The 17,072-nt window shown below is 41.2% G+C and carries 14 protein-coding genes and 1 tRNA gene; 4 read left to right on the plus strand and 11 right to left on the minus strand.

The window, feature by feature from the left end:
- Positions 1 to 141: 141 nt before the first annotated feature.
- Both NST38_RS20835 and NST38_RS20840 read right to left on the minus strand, forming a co-directional pair.
- On the minus strand, positions 142 to 2,352 hold the full coding sequence (locus NST38_RS20835) for a M1 family metallopeptidase (RefSeq protein ID WP_076250830.1): 2,211 nt from the start codon (positions 2,350 to 2,352) through the stop codon (positions 142 to 144).
- A 190-nt stretch (positions 2,353 to 2,542) separates the two neighbouring features.
- A tRNA-Val gene (locus NST38_RS20840) sits at positions 2,543 to 2,615 on the minus strand.
- Between the two features lie 219 nt (positions 2,616 to 2,834).
- Here NST38_RS20840 and NST38_RS20845 point away from each other — a divergent pair.
- The 3 genes from NST38_RS20845 to NST38_RS20855 all read left to right on the plus strand — a co-directional run bounded on the left by NST38_RS20845 (position 2,835) and on the right by NST38_RS20855 (position 4,048).
- The gene (locus NST38_RS20845; RefSeq protein WP_143781238.1) at positions 2,835 to 3,017 is read left to right on the plus strand and encodes a hypothetical protein; all 183 of its coding nucleotides are present in this window, start codon (positions 2,835 to 2,837) and stop codon (positions 3,015 to 3,017) included.
- Between the two features lie 238 nt (positions 3,018 to 3,255).
- A complete protein-coding gene (locus tag NST38_RS20850) occupies positions 3,256 to 3,699 on the plus strand; it encodes a GNAT family N-acetyltransferase (RefSeq protein ID WP_076251207.1) in 444 nt (147 codons plus the stop codon).
- A 112-nt stretch (positions 3,700 to 3,811) separates the two neighbouring features.
- On the plus strand, positions 3,812 to 4,048 hold the full coding sequence (locus NST38_RS20855; protein WP_017687389.1) for a DUF3892 domain-containing protein: 237 nt from the start codon (positions 3,812 to 3,814) through the stop codon (positions 4,046 to 4,048).
- A gap of 77 nt (positions 4,049 to 4,125) precedes the next feature.
- Here NST38_RS20855 and NST38_RS20860 read toward each other — a convergent pair whose 3' ends face one another.
- The 4 genes from NST38_RS20860 to NST38_RS20875 all read right to left on the minus strand — a co-directional run bounded on the left by NST38_RS20860 (position 4,126) and on the right by NST38_RS20875 (position 5,444).
- Positions 4,126 to 4,407, minus strand: coding sequence for a hypothetical protein (locus tag NST38_RS20860; protein WP_076250828.1), 282 nt, complete (start codon positions 4,405 to 4,407; stop codon positions 4,126 to 4,128).
- A complete protein-coding gene (locus tag NST38_RS20865; RefSeq protein ID WP_017687387.1) occupies positions 4,391 to 4,612 on the minus strand; it encodes a hypothetical protein in 222 nt (73 codons plus the stop codon). Before NST38_RS20865 ends, NST38_RS20860 begins: the two co-directional genes overlap by 17 nt.
- Before the next feature lie 146 nt (positions 4,613 to 4,758).
- Entirely contained in the window at positions 4,759 to 5,079 is a 321-nt protein-coding gene (locus NST38_RS20870) for a DUF3889 domain-containing protein (RefSeq protein WP_076250826.1), read from the minus strand.
- Between the two features lie 56 nt (positions 5,080 to 5,135).
- Positions 5,136 to 5,444 (minus strand): hypothetical protein, encoded by a 309-nt coding sequence (locus tag NST38_RS20875; protein ID WP_036614747.1) that lies wholly within the window; start codon positions 5,442 to 5,444, stop codon positions 5,136 to 5,138.
- A 261-nt stretch (positions 5,445 to 5,705) separates the two neighbouring features.
- Between NST38_RS20875 and NST38_RS20880 the strand changes: the two genes are divergently transcribed.
- Positions 5,706 to 6,608: a manganese catalase family protein gene (locus NST38_RS20880; protein WP_036614750.1), complete on the plus strand. Its 903-nt coding sequence runs from the start codon at positions 5,706 to 5,708 to the stop codon at positions 6,606 to 6,608.
- Between the two features lie 218 nt (positions 6,609 to 6,826).
- Here NST38_RS20880 and NST38_RS20885 read toward each other — a convergent pair whose 3' ends face one another.
- The 5 genes from NST38_RS20885 to NST38_RS20905 form a co-directional block, all read right to left on the minus strand.
- Entirely contained in the window at positions 6,827 to 7,120 is a 294-nt protein-coding gene (locus NST38_RS20885) for a DUF6809 family protein (RefSeq protein WP_101313578.1), read from the minus strand.
- A gap of 140 nt (positions 7,121 to 7,260) precedes the next feature.
- Positions 7,261 to 7,440, minus strand: coding sequence for a ribbon-helix-helix domain-containing protein (locus tag NST38_RS20890; RefSeq protein ID WP_047843716.1), 180 nt, complete (start codon positions 7,438 to 7,440; stop codon positions 7,261 to 7,263).
- 686 nt (positions 7,441 to 8,126) lie between these two features.
- The gene (locus tag NST38_RS20895) at positions 8,127 to 8,453 is read right to left on the minus strand and encodes a hypothetical protein (protein ID WP_076250824.1); all 327 of its coding nucleotides are present in this window, start codon (positions 8,451 to 8,453) and stop codon (positions 8,127 to 8,129) included.
- Positions 8,454 to 8,497: 44 nt separating this feature from the next.
- Entirely contained in the window at positions 8,498 to 14,932 is a 6,435-nt protein-coding gene (locus NST38_RS20900) for a polymorphic toxin-type HINT domain-containing protein (RefSeq protein WP_179087854.1), read from the minus strand.
- A gap of 69 nt (positions 14,933 to 15,001) precedes the next feature.
- Positions 15,002 to 16,510, minus strand: a complete 1,509-nt coding sequence (locus NST38_RS20905; RefSeq protein WP_076250820.1) for an RCC1 domain-containing protein — start codon at positions 16,508 to 16,510, stop codon at positions 15,002 to 15,004.
- Positions 16,511 to 17,072: the final 562 nt, after the last annotated feature.

Consider the following 17,072-nt stretch of genomic DNA (forward strand, 5'->3'; position numbering starts at 1 on the left):
GAAGTTGCCTTTGTGTTAAAGCATTATGCCCATCTTGCAGCCTATTATTCTAAGACTGGTTTTCATATAAAACATAAACAGGCTAACCAATACAAATTGGCTAACCTGTTTGAACGAAGAAACTGCAAAACCAATTACTTATTACTCTGCAAAAAGTGAAGATATGGGATTCGTAACTTTTTTATTGGATTGCTCCTTGCCTTGGTTATCCAATACATAGTACTGATAAAAGTCGTTAGTGAATCCGGTAGACTCCTGTATTTTCAGCTTAAAAGCTTCAAATGCCACATCACTCAGATGATCCTCATTCCAGAAATAATGAAGCATCAATCGATTCTGGTTATAGGGATGTTTGATAACATATGCACCCGCGGCGAGAGGTTGATTCATGGTATTTTTCCAAGGAAAACCCGTCTGTTTCGTTCGATCAATAATGTTGAATTTTAAAGCCTGCACCAATCCGTTTGACTTGGCATTGCCAATGACAATAAGGTTGCTGTTGCCGATCTCTTTTTTCATCTTTTGCTTCAGTTCCTTGCGATCCCTTATAATGTCGTATCTCATACCAGTCATATCAAGGAATCTGGTCAACTGATTAACCATATCTTCCTGCTGTTTAGTTGCAAGCTTACTCACCTGATCGCTGAGCACAATGGTTAATTCCTCGCCTTGAAGGGCTTTGTACATCAATCGATTCATCACTTCATAAGGCAGATTAGGAACCATACCCATGACAGCCTGATATTGCACTTGTAAGACATCATGCACATAGGCGGCGGTCTCTTCCTGTGATAATTGGTATTCCGGCTTTAAGACAAAATCAGGCTGATATAGGGCCATCTGCATTTCTGAACGTACTTCTTTACCAAGCACATCTTCAATGGTTTGAAGCAGCCCCTCTACCGTTGCATTTTGGTACACGTAGCGTTTGAAATATGTCCTCATCAACTCGTCAAATTTCTCTTCACCGACGGAACGGTAAAGCTGATAGATCGCTTGTCTTCCCTTCTGATAATACACCAAACCGGCCAAATCCCCAGCTTCATCGTTTGTTGACGCAATCGCCATATCTACGGGCGCAGTATCAAACTGTATGGATCTGAACCCATTTAGCTTGTCTCCCTGTTTCTCGGCAAAATACACCATGGAGAAATCGGCAAAGCCTTCATCCAGGAAGGATTCTGTCTCCGAGTTATTACCGATCAATGCATGGAACCACTGATGTGCTATTTCATGAATAAATGTTGTGTCTTCTTCTGGAATAGCACCATTTTGAATCTGTCCCATCTGGATGAGCCTCGCGTACTCCACGGCAACGCCTTGTACATACGTCTCGACAATTCGGAACTCTGGATAGGGATACTTGCCATATTTCTCACTATAAAAATCGATGACCTTGAATGCCTGATTAATGTACCGGTCAACTATCTTTTTCTTGGATGGATCATCGTTATAATAGTAGTATTCCACCGTCAGACCGTTACGGGTAACACTCTCCAATTGAAGGTTTGGACTAGCAAAGAATACAAACTCCCTTGTATTCTCGGCCACAGCAGACACAATCTTACGACCATGTTCTGTACTGTTTTGAGTAGTGATCGTACCCGGCATAGCTACCTGATACTCATCAGGAACATTGAATTGAACTTCAAAGTCCGATGAGGTGTAATAATCGCTCTCAAATGTTCGACTATACGGCGCCTTGTTCCATTGATGCTTAACCTCGTCATATACAGACATCACCGGGAACCAGTGTGCACCATTGATCATGTCCTTGTAGTAGGAAACTCGCTGTGAGCCATAGGGTATATTCAACTGAAACTCCAGTTGGAATGATACTGATTCGCCTGGTTGTACGGGCTTTTTCAACTGCACGGTCAACGCTTGGTTTTCCTTATGGAAATCCAGCGATTGCCTATCTGCGGTTACAGCCTGAATATCGATGCCACCCAGAAAGTCCTCCGCTGTCTTCTCCGGGTGATCTTCACTAATCTTCTCATTATGCTGTTGGTACATGCTCGCCTGTGTAGACTTGGAGAGGTTTGCGTCAGCATATGTATGAAGGACCAGCTGCTGGAGTGCATCCTTGCTTGTGTTGCGATACGTTACCTTCTCGCTCCCCTGGATCGTCATGTCCTTCTCATTTAATCGAGCCTGAATCTGGTATTGAATCGGCGTCTGCTCTAAAGAGTCTTTAGGTGTGTTATATATCTTCGTAGATACAGGTGCTGGGCCTGCTTCCGCTGCAACAACCCCCATGTTGGCAAGTGGGCTTGCTGCCAGAATTAAAGCCAGTGTACCCGCGATCCCTACTCTGGCTAACTTTGATGTAAATGGACTTGAATAGTTCATAAGTTCTCTCCTTCTTCTGTTCTATGTTGACCTCAGAACCAAGTATAGAAGACGAACCTTACGCTGAATTTATGTTTTATTTAAGTTTTGTTTAAAAAGAGGAAGAGAAACTGAAACTATCGCAAATCGCATTCATGTTTGTATGTAAAAAAAAAGAAAAGAAGCCTTACAATGTAAGGCTTCTTATGTATGATCTGTAGTGGGCTCGAACCACTGACCCCTACCCTGTCAAGATAGTGCTCTCCCAGCTGAGCTAACAGATCATGATATATAATTGTTTCCCAATCAAGTAACAGTATCATATCAAGTAACCGTGTTCATTGTCAATGATTTATTTGGTTATAATTCACCCGAAATGGTGCACAATAAAGGAAAGATTACCATTTCTACAACGAGGTGAATTCCCTATCAGAAACATAACAAAACGGTCAAAATCCAATAAATATACATTTACCAAATGCTTCTTTCTCTTTGCTGGGCTTATGATTCTCATTACTACCGTTACGGGTTGCGGCTTGGAGAAGGATGAACATACGGTACAATTCCAACAATTACAACAGCCCAATGAAAATAGTGAGTCTCTGCCCGTCTGGCTGGACGTATACTCCAAATCTGTAATTCAAGATGTGTATTCTCCGCGAGGAAGCAGTGAAGTCTTGCCGTGAAGGTTAACAGGTGAATTACTCATCTTCATCCCACTTGCGTGAGTATGCTTTCTTCGTAACGTAATACAACAGAGTAATCATTCCCGCCGACATTAACAATGTAATTACCATGATGCCTGTCATGCCCATCACTACCCCCTCCTCTCCCAATATGTTCCAGACTTCACTATACAGGAAAAACATTTTTTTGTATAATTCAGTCTGATATGTCGCGCAAGAGCAGAAAGAAGGAATGGAATTGGCAGCTGAGATTAGTTATGTATCGACAGAAGAACAACTGGAGCAAGCCCTGGGAATTCGCCATCACGTTTTTGTGATCGAGCAACAGGTGCCTGCCGAGATTGAGATTGATCAATATGATGTCATCAGCCCGGATGTGCATCATGTATTGTTAAGTACGGATGGCCAAGCTGTAGCCACAGGACGTCTGATCTATTACAGCAAGGATACGGCCAAAATGCAGCGGATCGCAGTGCTTGAATCTCATCGTTCATTTGGTTATGGACGTGTGCTTCTGCTCGCGATGGAGGAGCTGGCACGTGAACTCGGCTTATCCTATTCTGTACTGGATGCACAGTGTCAGGCACAGAAATTCTATGAAAAACTGGGTTATGAAGTGATTTCAGAAGAACCTTTTTATGATGCAGATATTCTGCATGTTCATATGAGAAAGAGCTTGTAAAACCTCGACGTTGGCAGCTCTTATCAGCATATGATGCATACTTCCGAGGAAATCGGATAGGCTAATCAGGTAGACAGATTCCTATCTCGTCATATAAGGAGAGTGTGACATCATGGATCAAACGACACGCGAGAGTTTCACAGCCGTACAGAAAAATGGTGACGGTGACCTGACAGCTTTTCAAACTTCAGCAGGACGTGTACTGGATTATCAGCAGGCACTTGCAGAAGTAAAAGCTGGCGCTATTGCCGGTGTGAATGTATTTAAAGGCAAGGATGGCGAAATGTACATTCGCGGAGATGCTGACGGTGACCCAACCAACAACCTGGACCAACTTCCCCATTTCTAAAATAGATGCACATGTCGTACATGTGTGACACAGTAAGCGCCGATCCGGTTATCCGGGTTGGCGTTTTCTTATTATGATTAGTAGTCCGTAAAATATTTTACGGAATCACCGGAAGGTTGGCTTTTGCGAATCGGCTGTTGTACCTGTTCCCATGCCTGTAAAATCTGTATCCCCTCGAGATTAGACCGGTTCTCCCAGGCGATGTGCCCGGTGCGTTCAAGCTCCAGCAAAGACTCATGAATGTAAGCTCTGCTTCGTCCCGTCTTGTTCTCCAGTTCATCCATACGCGGCAGCCTGCGCCGTTGTCCTGCATAGTTCACCATAATACGCAAAATCTTGCGTTCAAAGTCGTTCAGCATACTTTACCTCCCCATTCAGATCGGTAACAGGACGCCATGCCAGAATACCTTGCTCCAGAAATGTTCGGGGTGAGCCTTCTTTTCCCGCTGATGCTCTAATCATCCCGCCACGTACACTGTTAATTCGAATCTGTCGCTGCGTAATCTGCCCTGCACGATCCATGTAGACAAGCTCCACCATCTGGCCAATATATTTCCCTAGCATAATCATCCCTCCGATAAGAACGTTTGTTTGTATTTCATATTATATGCGAACATAAGTTCTTTATTCAATAGTAAAAAAAGGATTTTGTAAAATAAAAAAAACCAGACTTTCACCTTAATGATTAAGGCAGTCTGGTTCATAACGGATCAGTGCCGATCCGATTCGGAAAATTGTACTTTCTTTAATTGCTGTGTAAACGGATTAAAATCAACATTCACATAGACTGCGAATTGTTTGCCGTCTTTCGCACGAACCCATAGCTTGAACTGTTCCCGTGATTGATCTGCTGTTAGAGAGGTGCGACCGATATGCTTATAGTCCAAAATATCCACATTATACTTGGTCTGTGTTTCTTTGACCGCAATAATTCCCCACTTCGCATAATCAGGGATGGCGGCGCCTGTGCCTGATGTAATTCCGGCTAAACTCAGAACTACCGACATGACGGTAACGATGAGCATTCTCATTTCACTCACTCCTTGGGACAATATGTTTCTGTTATATTGCCCGTCCGGGTTTCATTTTACACGAATAAACGAAAGATCCAGGCCAGTGGCCGTAGGGAAAAAGGAACCACATGAACAAGTCGGTCAAACGAATCAGGAGGCTCCGTCCGGAAACTCATTCCCCAGTCACCCGAGAAAAAGTGTTGTTGTGTCTTCGGCTCCTCAGGACGATCCAACCCGTATTTCTTTTCAAGTAACTGCCGTGTTTCTTCATCCACCTGAACCTCATTCGTAACGACATATGCTGTGGCAGGCTCGCTGCTTATGTACATCTGAATCATTAGAAACATCACAATCCCAACTATTTGTATCCAACGCTTGTTCATCTCTTACTCCTTTATGGATTCATGACTCTCTTCTCTTGTACGTGAAGACTCGTTTGAATGTTTGATTATACATAAATTTGACCGTATTGGAAATAACAAATGGGAGAAGAGTTGGGGCATGCGTTATGCGATGCTTAAGTCCCATTTGGTTGATTTTTTGTTTAAAAAACCCAATAGACGTGTAATAGGCCATGACAGAGTGACTCCACGATCTGAAACCCTACACGATCTGCAATACTAATTTGAGGAGGTTACACCCGAATGTTCAAACGCTTGGATGAAATCCTGATTGAGATTCCCAATGTCGAGAAGCCAGATCCGAATGCTGCGGCAGCTATACAAGAATTACTCGGCGGCAAATTCGGAGAAATGTCAACGTTGAACAACTACCTCTATCAATCATTTAATTTTCGATCCAAAGAAAAGCTGAAGCCCTTCTATGACCTCGTCATGAGCATTACGGCCGAAGAATTGGGTCATGTTGAACTCGTGTCTCATGGCATTAACAAATGCCTCCGAGGTTCAACCGAGTACAAAGAACCCGACGATACACCGCTAGGTTCCGTGAAAGATGCTCGTCTGTCGTATCACTACCTGGCAGGTGCACAAGGCGCAATGCCTTTTGACTCTATGGGTAATCCCTGGACGGGAGCAAACGTCTTCAACAGTGGTAACCTGGTCGAGGATCTGCTGCATAACTTCTTCCTTGAATGTGGCGCTCGTACCCATAAAATGAAAGTATATGAGATGACGGATCACCCGGCAGCCCGGGAAGTGGTTGGTTTCCTGCTGGTACGTGGCGGTGTGCATGTTGTCGCATATGCAAAAGCACTTGAGATTGCAACTGGCGTAAATGTGACCAAGCTGGTTCCTATCCCTTCACTGAACAACAAAGCCTTCAACGAGGCTCGCAAATATGAAGAAAAAGGGGTACACACCAAACTGTACACCTATAGTGATAAAGATTTCAACACGATCGGCCAGATCTGGAAAGGAACCCACCCCGAAGATGGACAACCTCTTGAAGTCATCCAAGGGATACCTGAAGGATTCCCGATTCCAGAAGCTCCTGCGGTCGAGGAAGAATTTGCACCGGGCATCTCACAAGAAGACTTTAAGGAAATTGCACGTCGTCTGAAAATGGCAGGGAATATTGCGGATTAAGGAACAATTTGTTTAACAATTTCTTTCCCTATATATTGTTAACTCTATGTTTATGTGAAGCCCTCGAACACTGCTGCTGAATGCAGAGAGGATTTGAGGGCTTTGTTACAATCAATTTTTGATACCATTTTATGATGCAAAATAAGTATTTTGTATGCCGTCATTTTCTGAGAATTTAGCTGTAAAAGTAAACCGGATCTCTGCTCACATCGTTAAACTTAGTTAAACTCCAACACCGATTCCTCCCGCTGACTCATGACTTCAATTAGCATGTTGGCACCCAGACGAAAACCTTGTGCAAACGCTGCTTCCGTATGCATGCCCTCACATCTGCCACACAAGTCAAATAACTGTTCAAGCTCACGGAATTCTTCCTCGCTCAATCGATTCTTCCACTGCTCTGTCAGAGCTGCAATCTGCCGTCCTAACGCTTGGTATTCAGGATGTGTCGGCATCATCATCTCAGCCGGTCGAAGTCGTCCATTATATAATGCTTCTAATATCGAATTCATGTGCATCCTCCTGTATATCAATTCGCACCTCACTTGAATGAACGTTCTGCACATGGTAGGATATTTATGCAGTCGCTCATTTAAGTGATTGCGGGATAGGAAGCAGCGTGTTCTTCGTGGGACTCAAGCTGCTTCCTTTTTTATTTTTGGAGCTCGTCGTAAATCTTCTCAATCCCTTTGCGAACGATGTCTGATCGATTCGTATTCAGCTTCTCAGCCGAAATATCGAGCTTGTTCATAATTTCCTCGTCGACACGTATATCAATCGTTCTGCTTTTGGGTTTGTCAGATTTAGGCCGCCCCATCTTTTTGGCGGACATTGCTTCACCTCTTTTTTTGTCCTGACAACAATATATTATTGTCAGGACAAAAAGTCAATGTAATTGTAAAACATGCTTTCTTTTCTTATGGATTGCAGACTTTTAGACAGAGTTATATCATCATTTGTAGGCTTGACTAAATTCATACCTCTGAATTTAATCAGTCTGTTGACAAAAAAACAACCTTGAAAGGTATGAAGCCCTCCAAGGTTGTTAGAGTACAATTATATTGTTGTACCAACTCTTTTTCTGAATACATCCTATCTCAATCCATTTTTTCTAGGGGTCAGTTCACCCTGTCTTAGATCCCACCAATTTGATTGCTAATAATATATTATTTTTGCCCAAAAAATCAGGAGACTCATGGAAAATCATATCGTATTCTGATGTATAATTCATTGCCCTACCAAAAAGAATTGATTCTGAGAAATGTTTCTTTCTCTGAAATATCGAATAAGTTAATTAATTGTTGTACGATGTCCAAATAGTAAATTTCCGTATTCAAACAAGTAGGAAAAAGAATTTGGTGTTACAGCATTTTTTCACTCCATATTTAATATTTTCAGTCTATTCCTCCAAGATCCAATACGATAAGAATTAAGTTTTTAGATGTCGCACACGATTCGTTCGGCAATGGATAGGTAAATGAATGACCTTGAGTATTGGTGCCCTCAAGGCCAAAATTACTAAGTTTTGATGAATTTCCTTTTTTCTTTAGACCAAACTTTAATTATAACCCCATCATTCCTTACTAATTGACCATTCTCCCATTCTTTAATAATATACCTCCAAAGATTATTTTGAAGAATTTCCTCTACAGACAAATCTATCGCATGCCAATCCACTTCGATTTTTAAAACTTTTTTGGTATTAATATCCTCATAATTTTTGTACTCATTAAGGCACTCCGAACATCTAAAATGAATATTATGGCTAAGACTGTTTCTTTTAACCTCAATCCATCCTTGATTACATGCATCGCACCAATCAACCTTATGTTTATTTTTTTCCACTAGATAACATACAACTCCCTAAAATAATTAAGTGTAAAGTTATTTCATTTGGGGAACGCAGTAATTATTCGATTATCAGAAGCATTATTTACAATAATTCTGACTTTGTTTAAACTACTTCCATCGCCATATTTCCCACCTGAAATTCCTGCATTATTATAAATAACTTCATAATACCAATTCTTCTGATTAGAGTCATATTTAGCTCGAATTTTTTTATCTTTTATTTTTTCCCAAGCGCCTTCAACAATCTTTACAGCATCACCAGAAAAAACTCCATGCGATGGTTTTGTTAAGTCGTTAATTTCATGTTTTTTAACATGGGCTACTGCCTTGCTCCAATCTAAGCAACCACCAATGTTATGCACCCAAATTCCTAAACTACTTACAAAGTATGTGTGGAACTCTGCCACAGTAAAGTTATAAACCTTTACTTTTTTATCGTGCTGTACAATTTCGATATTGTCAATTTTCAGATGATTCCGGTTACTTTGTACTAGTTTATCGTTTACCTTGAGATCAACAGCAAGTACCCATCCTTTACTTTCAACCCAGAATGGATGATTATCGGTAGTTTCAATAATTTGGTTACCCACTGTCAATTTATATGTCGTATCTTTCTCATTTCGATGAAGAGCAGTAACTTCCTTATAAGCCTGTTCTCCAGTCTCTTCATCTTTGGAAAGAACCTTATCTCCGACTTCAATGTCTTCAATATTTTTCTCTCCACCGTCTATTTGTACCTTAGTTCCAGCGGTGAAACAATTACAGGCTTTAACTACTTTAGTTGTTGTTGTAGTAGCTTTATTGATGACTTTACCTTCTTTATTTGCCCATTTAACAATAAGCTTTCCGCCTTTAAAGACTTTTCCTACGGGCAGGAATCCTGCGACAGCCATGCCTCGATCAAATAAAGACGACTTCGGATCTATAAACGTCTTAAGGTCATCTAAAATAAGGAAGTTGGCCGTAGCAACGCCAGCTTTCTTAACAACTTTCCAACTGTCACCTACCCATTTCCAAACATTACCACTTGGATCTACATAGATGAGCGCATTATTACCCGCATAGACATATCCATTTTGGGTCATAGGATTCTGGAGATCACCTTCAAAGGTATCTTCCGTAATAAACCTTCCTAACGAAGGATCATACCATCTCGCTCGCAAATATTGCAATTCCGTTGTATCATCCCACAGCTCGCCCGAATAACGGAATGGGTTGTGTACTTTCTCTTCTTTGGAAACAATATTCCCCCAGAGATCATACTGATACTTGTTCAACAACTCACCATTTGCATTTCTTAATTCTGTAATATCCCCATGGCCATTCGTTTGTACATAAGCTTTGCTGCCATCAGGATACGCGATGGCTTCCAGCTTGGTTCCCCGGATATAGTTTGCCTTCAGTTCAGGCGTCCCGTTCCGGACTTCAGCTTCCGCTATAATCTGCGCGTCATCATCATAGTAATAGCGTGTAACTGCACCATTTTCCGTTCGTTCTACAAGTAAGTTATCACCATTATACTGATAACCTACCTTCTTCGCGTCTTTGGTGACCTGAGTTAGACGGTTGCGGGTATCATATTGATACTCGCTTTCACTGACATTAAGGTCTTTGTCAGACTGCATTGTCAGTCGATTTCCTTGTTTATCATAAGTGTATTGCTCATTATTCGGACTGGAAGACAGAATGCGATCCAGCTTGTCATACGTAAATGTATCCTGAGAACCTTCCTGAACACGATTAATCATATTTTTATTGTTGTCATAACTATAATTGTAGGTACTCAGTGCAGATTGATCTCGGATCTGATCCATATAGACTAGATCCAAACCATTGTAGGTTTTCCGATCGTTCACACCATTTTGAGATTGAGATTCTTTAAAGAGTCCATTCAAGTAGTAACTATACTGTGCATCGGGAGTATCTTTGGTTGTTCCCACCGATAACATACGTTGCATGGAATCATATGCAAAATACACTGTGTTACCAAAAGGACCTTTCATTTCAGTACGGTTACCATTCAAATCATAACTGAATTCTGTAGAAAGACCATCCGGATAGGTCATCCGTGCTAACTGTTCCGTCGATGGATCATATTGATACGTGGTAGTCCCCGTACGATCCGTCATGCTGGTTCGTTTACCCAGAGCATCCACCGTAAAGTTGATCGTCTCATCTGGACTTGTTTTACGAATCAAGATACCACGCACATCATAATCATACGTCAATGCATTGCCATTGCGATCGACGTGTTTCGTCAGGTTACCATTAGGACTGTAATAGCTTCTGGTCACATTTCCCGACTTGTCCAATGTCTGGATTCTGCGTCCCATCTGATCATAACGATTTTCTTTGATATTTCCATTAGCATCAATAGTTTTGGTCAGATTTCCCATCATATCATACACATATTTGGTCTGTTCACCATTAGCATTGATAACCATACGAAGTTGTCCCATCACATCATACGTAAATGAAGTAACATTACCATTACCATCGATTTGTTCCATTGTATTGCCACTGATGGTATCGTATTTATTTTTCTCCAGCGTTCGTAATCCCGTATCCTGCTGTGTCTTCTCTTCCGTTTTCAGCACTTTCCCCCACTTATCGTAGGTTTCAATCTGCATGTACCCTTCAGCATCTGTACTTGTCGCCGTTCGAGCCACATCATTATACTTCATCGTAGTGGAGGAACCGTCCGGACCTGTGGCCGAAATGACCCGGCTCCAGTTGTCATAGAAGTTACTAGTACGATTACCTAATGCATCTTCTGACCAAAAAGCTCGACCATATGGATCATATCCCGTTCGTTTGGATACAAGATAAGTACCGTTTGAGAAATATCCTTTCTCGATTTCCTGCCCCAACGAGTTCCACTTTGTCACCTGTTGTTGACCGCTCTCATCCGTAACCGTGATCGTATTTGTCATGTCATCATAACTGGCATTTAGAACCTTACCATCTGGTTGTACCACTTTAACCGTACGACCTAATGCATCCAGTTGGTATTTCGTTGTATGATTTTCTCCATCGGTAGAGGATAGCATATCACCAGTGACCGGATCATACTCTACGAAAGTACTGACTATCGTTTGTTTGCCGTCAACATCACTCACAACCATACTTTGCTTGGTTGGGAAAGCATTCTGATAACGACTATCATATTCCAACGTAGCGGACCTTTCCTGAGAGCCATCCGAAATACGCTGGGTCAGTAAATTTCCGTATGCATCATACGTATAGTCTGCTTGTTGAAGCAATTCACCACTTGTACTATCTTTTCGATTAATGATTTGCGTAATATTGCCTTCATTATTTCGCTTGATGAGTGTGTACTTCTTGTTTGTTGAATCTACCATGTCTATCATACTAGTCAACCAATGTCTTGTGTCATCGTATGTGCTTGTAACGGTACGTCCTGTTTCATCTGTCATCGATGTAATATTTCCGTAATCATCCAGTTGAACCGTTGTAGTTAATACATCCTTGGCCTGATTATCGGTTTCAGAGGTGATGGTAGGCGTAGGTGCAGCGTAACCACGTCCCTTGACCGTTTTTCCATAGGTGTACGATATCGTTTGTGTTTTTCCTTCCGCACTAACGATTGCTCGATCCAGATAAAACTGTGTTGGAGTATCGACATTGATGTAATCTTTGCGATAGTTGTATTGCGTATTGGTTAATCCGTTATTAATCGCTGTTGTAAATGTTACATCCTGTCCATAAGTCTCCCCCAGATCTGAAGTGTAACTCAATGTCTGACGGTTAAAATCCTCTGTCGAGCCATTTTCATAGGTTAACTGGTCTCTACGAGACAATACACGATACGCTTCGTTAAAAGAATCCTCACCAATATATCGTTTAACAGGGCTATTTTCATACTCGTAGAACGTTTTGGCACCTGTATTATGCTGCACGGATGTGAGCAACGCATATGGATTCAATACCGCACGTTCCGGGCTAAACCCAAGTAAGTTAAACTTAGCATCGGCCAGCTTGTATGAGTAAGTGGTTTTTCTACCCAATGGGTCGATGACGGAATCGAGCAGCTCCATGCCGTTTTTCGTTTGTTTGTTGTAGGTAACCGTGCGGTTCCCCTGAACAATTGTTACGGCTGAGGCCGTATAACTGATGCGAATCGTATTGCCTATAGCATCCTTTACTTGAGTCAACAACTTGCTGTTATATATTGTGTTGTTCTCATAATAGAATTGAACATCATTTTTCTGTCCATCTGAAATCTGAAGCAGACGTCCATCCGTAGAGAAATATTGCTTTGTTAATCCATCTGCAGATATCATGACCAGTGCAGAAGTTTCGCCATTTACAGCAGCAGACGTATCCGGATTCACCGTAATACCTTCCCAGTCGTATCCCTTTAGTGTATTGCCGACGATCTCGTATCGCCCACCATCAGCAAATACTACTTCTTTCTTATTGTTCTTCGTCTCGATGGATGGCAGTTTCCAAGACCATCCTTTACCGAGTGGATAGGTTTTATCCAGAGGATTTGGAACGGTTTTATTATAATAGGTCACATCCGTGCCATTGCCTACCTGATAAGCACGAATTTCTGCATTAGGCTTGGAAGCCATGTAGTAGTTATAGCCATCATCGACTCCGTTTTGGAACGCGGCATTGGGATAGTTATTAATTTCGTTTTTGAGATCGCTCGCTTCGGACCAATAGTCTGTGCCATCCGTCGCCTGAGTGGTCGATTCTGCCGCTCCCTCGGTAATCTCAGTTTCTACCCACGGGAGCTCATTCACGTTATATGCTTTACGTTGCTTGCCTCCGCCTCCAAGAGACACCCAGTTATCATATCGTCTGGACGAGTAAGCGCCTGGCTTGGTGACGGTGCCGGCATAGGTCTGTGAATAACTACGTGTATCCGATGCCGGAATGGTTACAGAACCATCATATTTGGCTTCCCATGTCTTGGTACACACGTAGTTTGCCACCGATTTATTCGGTGATGGACAAGCCTTCGTATTCGTTACAGACGAACGAGTCAATGTAATGGTCTGACCCTGTACTGTAGCCGTTTTAGTTTGCGGGCAAGGGCTCTCAGATCCCGTTTGTACCCAAACCCCCTTGGCATCGTATTTACCAGGAATGGAATTCACACAGGACTGAGTAGGCGCTGTAATGGTACGGGCTGGTTTATATTCACCGGAAACTACCGTTGGTCCGCCCTGCTTGTTCAATGTACCACTGAAACCTCCACTGTTGTAATCCACACTTGACGGAAGGTTACTCGTGCTCGCAGCATACTTTATGGTTTGCTCTGTGCGTGATTCAGGAGCTGTGTAGTAAACTATACGCTGACTTGCGACTTGCTTGGCCTCTGCTTCTGTCGTATACGTGCCCTTCGGCATGATTTTGGTTTCCTGAATCGAGGTTTCAGTATCTACTGTACCATCCCCGTTATTGTCTAACTGGTACCACATGCTTTCACGATACTTTACGTGGTATTTAGGAATTTTCTTTTTTCTAACCGCACTATACGTGACAAAATATTTGTAAATTGGATAATCATATGTGTTATAGCCCACATCCATATCGTAAAACTGTGCGGATGCCGAGTTATACTGTCTTTCCAAGGAAAACCCCATGCCATTGCGGCCCGGAAGCGTAGCATCCACATGCTCCAGCATCAACCCACCACTCATGTTAGAAATGGCTTCACCGTTTTCTCCCACCGTATAGGGTGCTTCATTAAACGAATTTTTGTTAAACACCGGTGCTTTCTCGGTAATATGCTTCCCAGGATCGGGCACGCTGGTTGACGCTGCTAAGGGTTGGATGACGTCAGCAGTATCTGTGCTATCTTGCTTTTCATCATCCGGTACATCACTTTGACCTTGATCTGTGGTTTCAGATTCTGGGATGTTCGTCGATCCCGTTTGCTCGTTATTATCCTGAGCTGGCTCCTCGACAGCGGGCTGCTCTGTCTCAGTTGTCCCACTCTCAGGATCTGTTACAGGCTGTTCGATTTCTTCAGAATTTTCTTCTTCCTCTTCTTCATTCTTTGACTCGCCGAGATCAGACTCCCCATAGACCTCCGCAGTCACGGCAAACGTGTCATATCGTTGCATGATGCTGGACTGATCCGCACCAACACTGACAATCGATATATCGTTGTTAAGAGAATATTCTGAATATACGTCACTTGTAACGCTTTGAGATTCATTGATTTCATTTGGATAAAGTACACTTAGTGCTTCGTCAAACCCAATCTGACTCTCTCTCATTTTAAAGAAGGCTGACAGGATCTGATTCAGATTGTATCCTTGATCCAGATAGCCCTGAATAAAGCCTTCCGTCGTACCAAATTCGTCAATCAGAATCTGAATCAATTCATTGGAATTGCCCTGTTCTTCCTCCGCATATGTAGTCGCCGGAATCCAGTTTGCGAAAAGTCCTGATAATACTGAAAATATAAGGATAATAGAAATAAATTTCTTCATTTTAGAATGTTTCAACTATGTTTCTCTCCATTCAAATGTAAATAAGCTACAACTAATTAGCTAATGAGACTACGGATTTACTACAGTCGTTTTTTTCAAATTCCCATTTTTATCGTATTCATAACTAATCTTCTTGCCAGATCCGAAAAGGATGCCAGTAAGTTGTCCTGCAGAATTATAACTGTAAGAATACTTTTCAATTCCTCTCTTCTTTACACTATTGCTTGCTTCGGATTCATTTCCTAATATGCCTTTTGTAGTGACAAAGAGATTATATTCTTTAGTAGGATCGATATTATTAATAGTGATGATTTTATCTTTGGTAGTTTCAATAATCTGATTATTCAGATAAATATTATATTTATTCCAATCATTACTACGTTCTTTAGTCTGATCCCAAGACAATTGAACAGAATTGACACTTGTAACTTTAAGTTTTAGATCTGTAGGCTTTTCGATTGGCAAAACTTCACTCGGCTGATCATCAATAGATATACGTTTGGGACTGGTTATTGAGCCAAGCATGTGAAAACTTCCCCAAATGTACACGTCAGAGGAATCACTCACAGCACCACTCATTCTGTCTCCAGCATCAATGCTGTATATATCCGTTAACCCAGGCACTGGTTCAGGAGATGTGCGTTCAACGTTCGTACCATCTCCAAGTTGTCCACCCGAATTTTTCCCCCATGCGAGCACTGTACCATCATCTTTCAAAGCAAGTGCATGATCTTTCCCTAATGCAAGCTGTTTGACTGATTTGATACCTTGGTCTAATACTGGTTCACCATAAACTGATGATTTTACTTTAGAAGGATAATCTTTTCCCCACCACCAAACAGAGTTATTTTCATCAATAGCCGCACCGTAAACAAATGTATTACCCTTACTTTGATATATGTGTTTTATCTTTACAGGTATATTGATTCGTGTAGGAACCAAAGACTTATCCCCGTTTGTACCAAGTTGATAATTACCATTACTCCCCCATCCCCATACTGAACCATCCCTTTTAAGTGCATATACTGTGCCGGATGTGGGGCTGCTTGCGATTTCTATAACTTCTTCCAAGTTTGGAATTAACGTTGGTTCAGAACGATCATTGCTATCGCCTATTCCTAACTGTCCAACATAATTTCCTCCCCATGTCCAAACTCTTCCTTCTTCAGTTAGAACTACACAATAATTTATTCCTGTCGCAAGAGTTTTAACCTTCTTAACAGAATCGAAGATTACTGTTGGAAAATAACCGTTCCAACGAAATATAGCTCCTTCTTGCGTAACTCCATAGCTGTGTAAATTTGCTGAAATACTAACTATATTTTTAGCAGAAGGTATGACCCTTAGTTCCCCCTTATTCCCACTTCCACTCCATCCAAGTCCTCCATATGGATTAAAGCCTGCCGCCCATACCGAGCCGTCCCTTCCTAAAACATGATAACTCTGGAACCCGATATAAATTTGATTAATTTGATTTGTAACTTCTTTTTTTTCATTTGCTTCTACTCTTTCAGAAAAACATATTCCTAGAATAAAACTTAAAGTAATTAATAAGGTTAATAGTTTTTTACTTTTCATTTCTCGAATAATCCATCCTTAAATTGTATTTTTATTCATTCTAAGTTTCAAGAACATACACTCTACATATAATAAGCTTCACTCCACCCCTATGACATCTACTGAATAGCTTTATTATTATCATCTATTCAACACTTTAAGGAAATAGGTTTATTTTGTAATATTGTGTCCTATTTTGTCGAATAAAAACCTGATATATTATATAAAAGTTTTAATATGTATAATCTTCTAGTCAACTGAGAGTTTATTGTATAAGCACATATTACTAAAAGAACAAAAAATAATTCACTTAGATACAGCGATTGTAGAAACAAGAAAAAAACACCCATACAAGTCATTTAACATTTATCAATTATTTATAGTAATTAGTAGATTAAGAGAAAAAGATTCCTTATACAGGAGTATACTAGTAAAAAAACATAGAACTACAACCTTTACTATATAAGCCTATTTTATGGTATTATATATTATTCAATAACAATCTATCCCCCTTGCTTTTTTATCAAATTATAGATCTACATGTCTACCATCCTCAGCTCTTTCTCATCAAATCAAGCAGCAG

The sequence above is a fragment of the Paenibacillus sp. FSL H8-0104 genome (assembly GCF_038050215.1).
GTDB classification, from domain to species: domain Bacteria; phylum Bacillota; class Bacilli; order Paenibacillales; family Paenibacillaceae; genus Paenibacillus; species Paenibacillus amylolyticus.

What these genes read in the sequence shown, in the direction of transcription:
- NST38_RS20835 (WP_076250830.1), bottom strand. Translation starts at nt 2,352, where the DNA reads ATGAACTATTCAAGTCCATTTACATCAAAGTTAGCCAGAGTAGGGATC.
- NST38_RS20845 (WP_143781238.1), top strand. Translation starts at nt 2,835, where the DNA reads ATGATTCTCATTACTACCGTTACGGGTTGCGGCTTGGAGAAGGATGAA.
- NST38_RS20855 (WP_017687389.1), top strand. Translation starts at nt 3,812, where the DNA reads ATGGATCAAACGACACGCGAGAGTTTCACAGCCGTACAGAAAAATGGT.
- NST38_RS20860 (WP_076250828.1), bottom strand. Translation starts at nt 4,407, where the DNA reads ATGCTGAACGACTTTGAACGCAAGATTTTGCGTATTATGGTGAACTAT.
- NST38_RS20865 (WP_017687387.1), bottom strand. Translation starts at nt 4,612, where the DNA reads ATGCTAGGGAAATATATTGGCCAGATGGTGGAGCTTGTCTACATGGAT.
- NST38_RS20870 (WP_076250826.1), bottom strand. Translation starts at nt 5,079, where the DNA reads ATGAGAATGCTCATCGTTACCGTCATGTCGGTAGTTCTGAGTTTAGCC.
- NST38_RS20875 (WP_036614747.1), bottom strand. Translation starts at nt 5,444, where the DNA reads ATGAACAAGCGTTGGATACAAATAGTTGGGATTGTGATGTTTCTAATG.
- NST38_RS20880 (WP_036614750.1), top strand. Translation starts at nt 5,706, where the DNA reads ATGTTCAAACGCTTGGATGAAATCCTGATTGAGATTCCCAATGTCGAG.
- NST38_RS20885 (WP_101313578.1), bottom strand. Translation starts at nt 7,120, where the DNA reads ATGAATTCGATATTAGAAGCATTATATAATGGACGACTTCGACCGGCT.
- NST38_RS20890 (WP_047843716.1), bottom strand. Translation starts at nt 7,440, where the DNA reads ATGTCCGCCAAAAAGATGGGGCGGCCTAAATCTGACAAACCCAAAAGC.
- NST38_RS20900 (WP_179087854.1), bottom strand. Translation starts at nt 14,932, where the DNA reads ATGAAGAAATTTATTTCTATTATCCTTATATTTTCAGTATTATCAGGA.
- NST38_RS20905 (WP_076250820.1), bottom strand. Translation starts at nt 16,510, where the DNA reads ATGAAAAGTAAAAAACTATTAACCTTATTAATTACTTTAAGTTTTATT.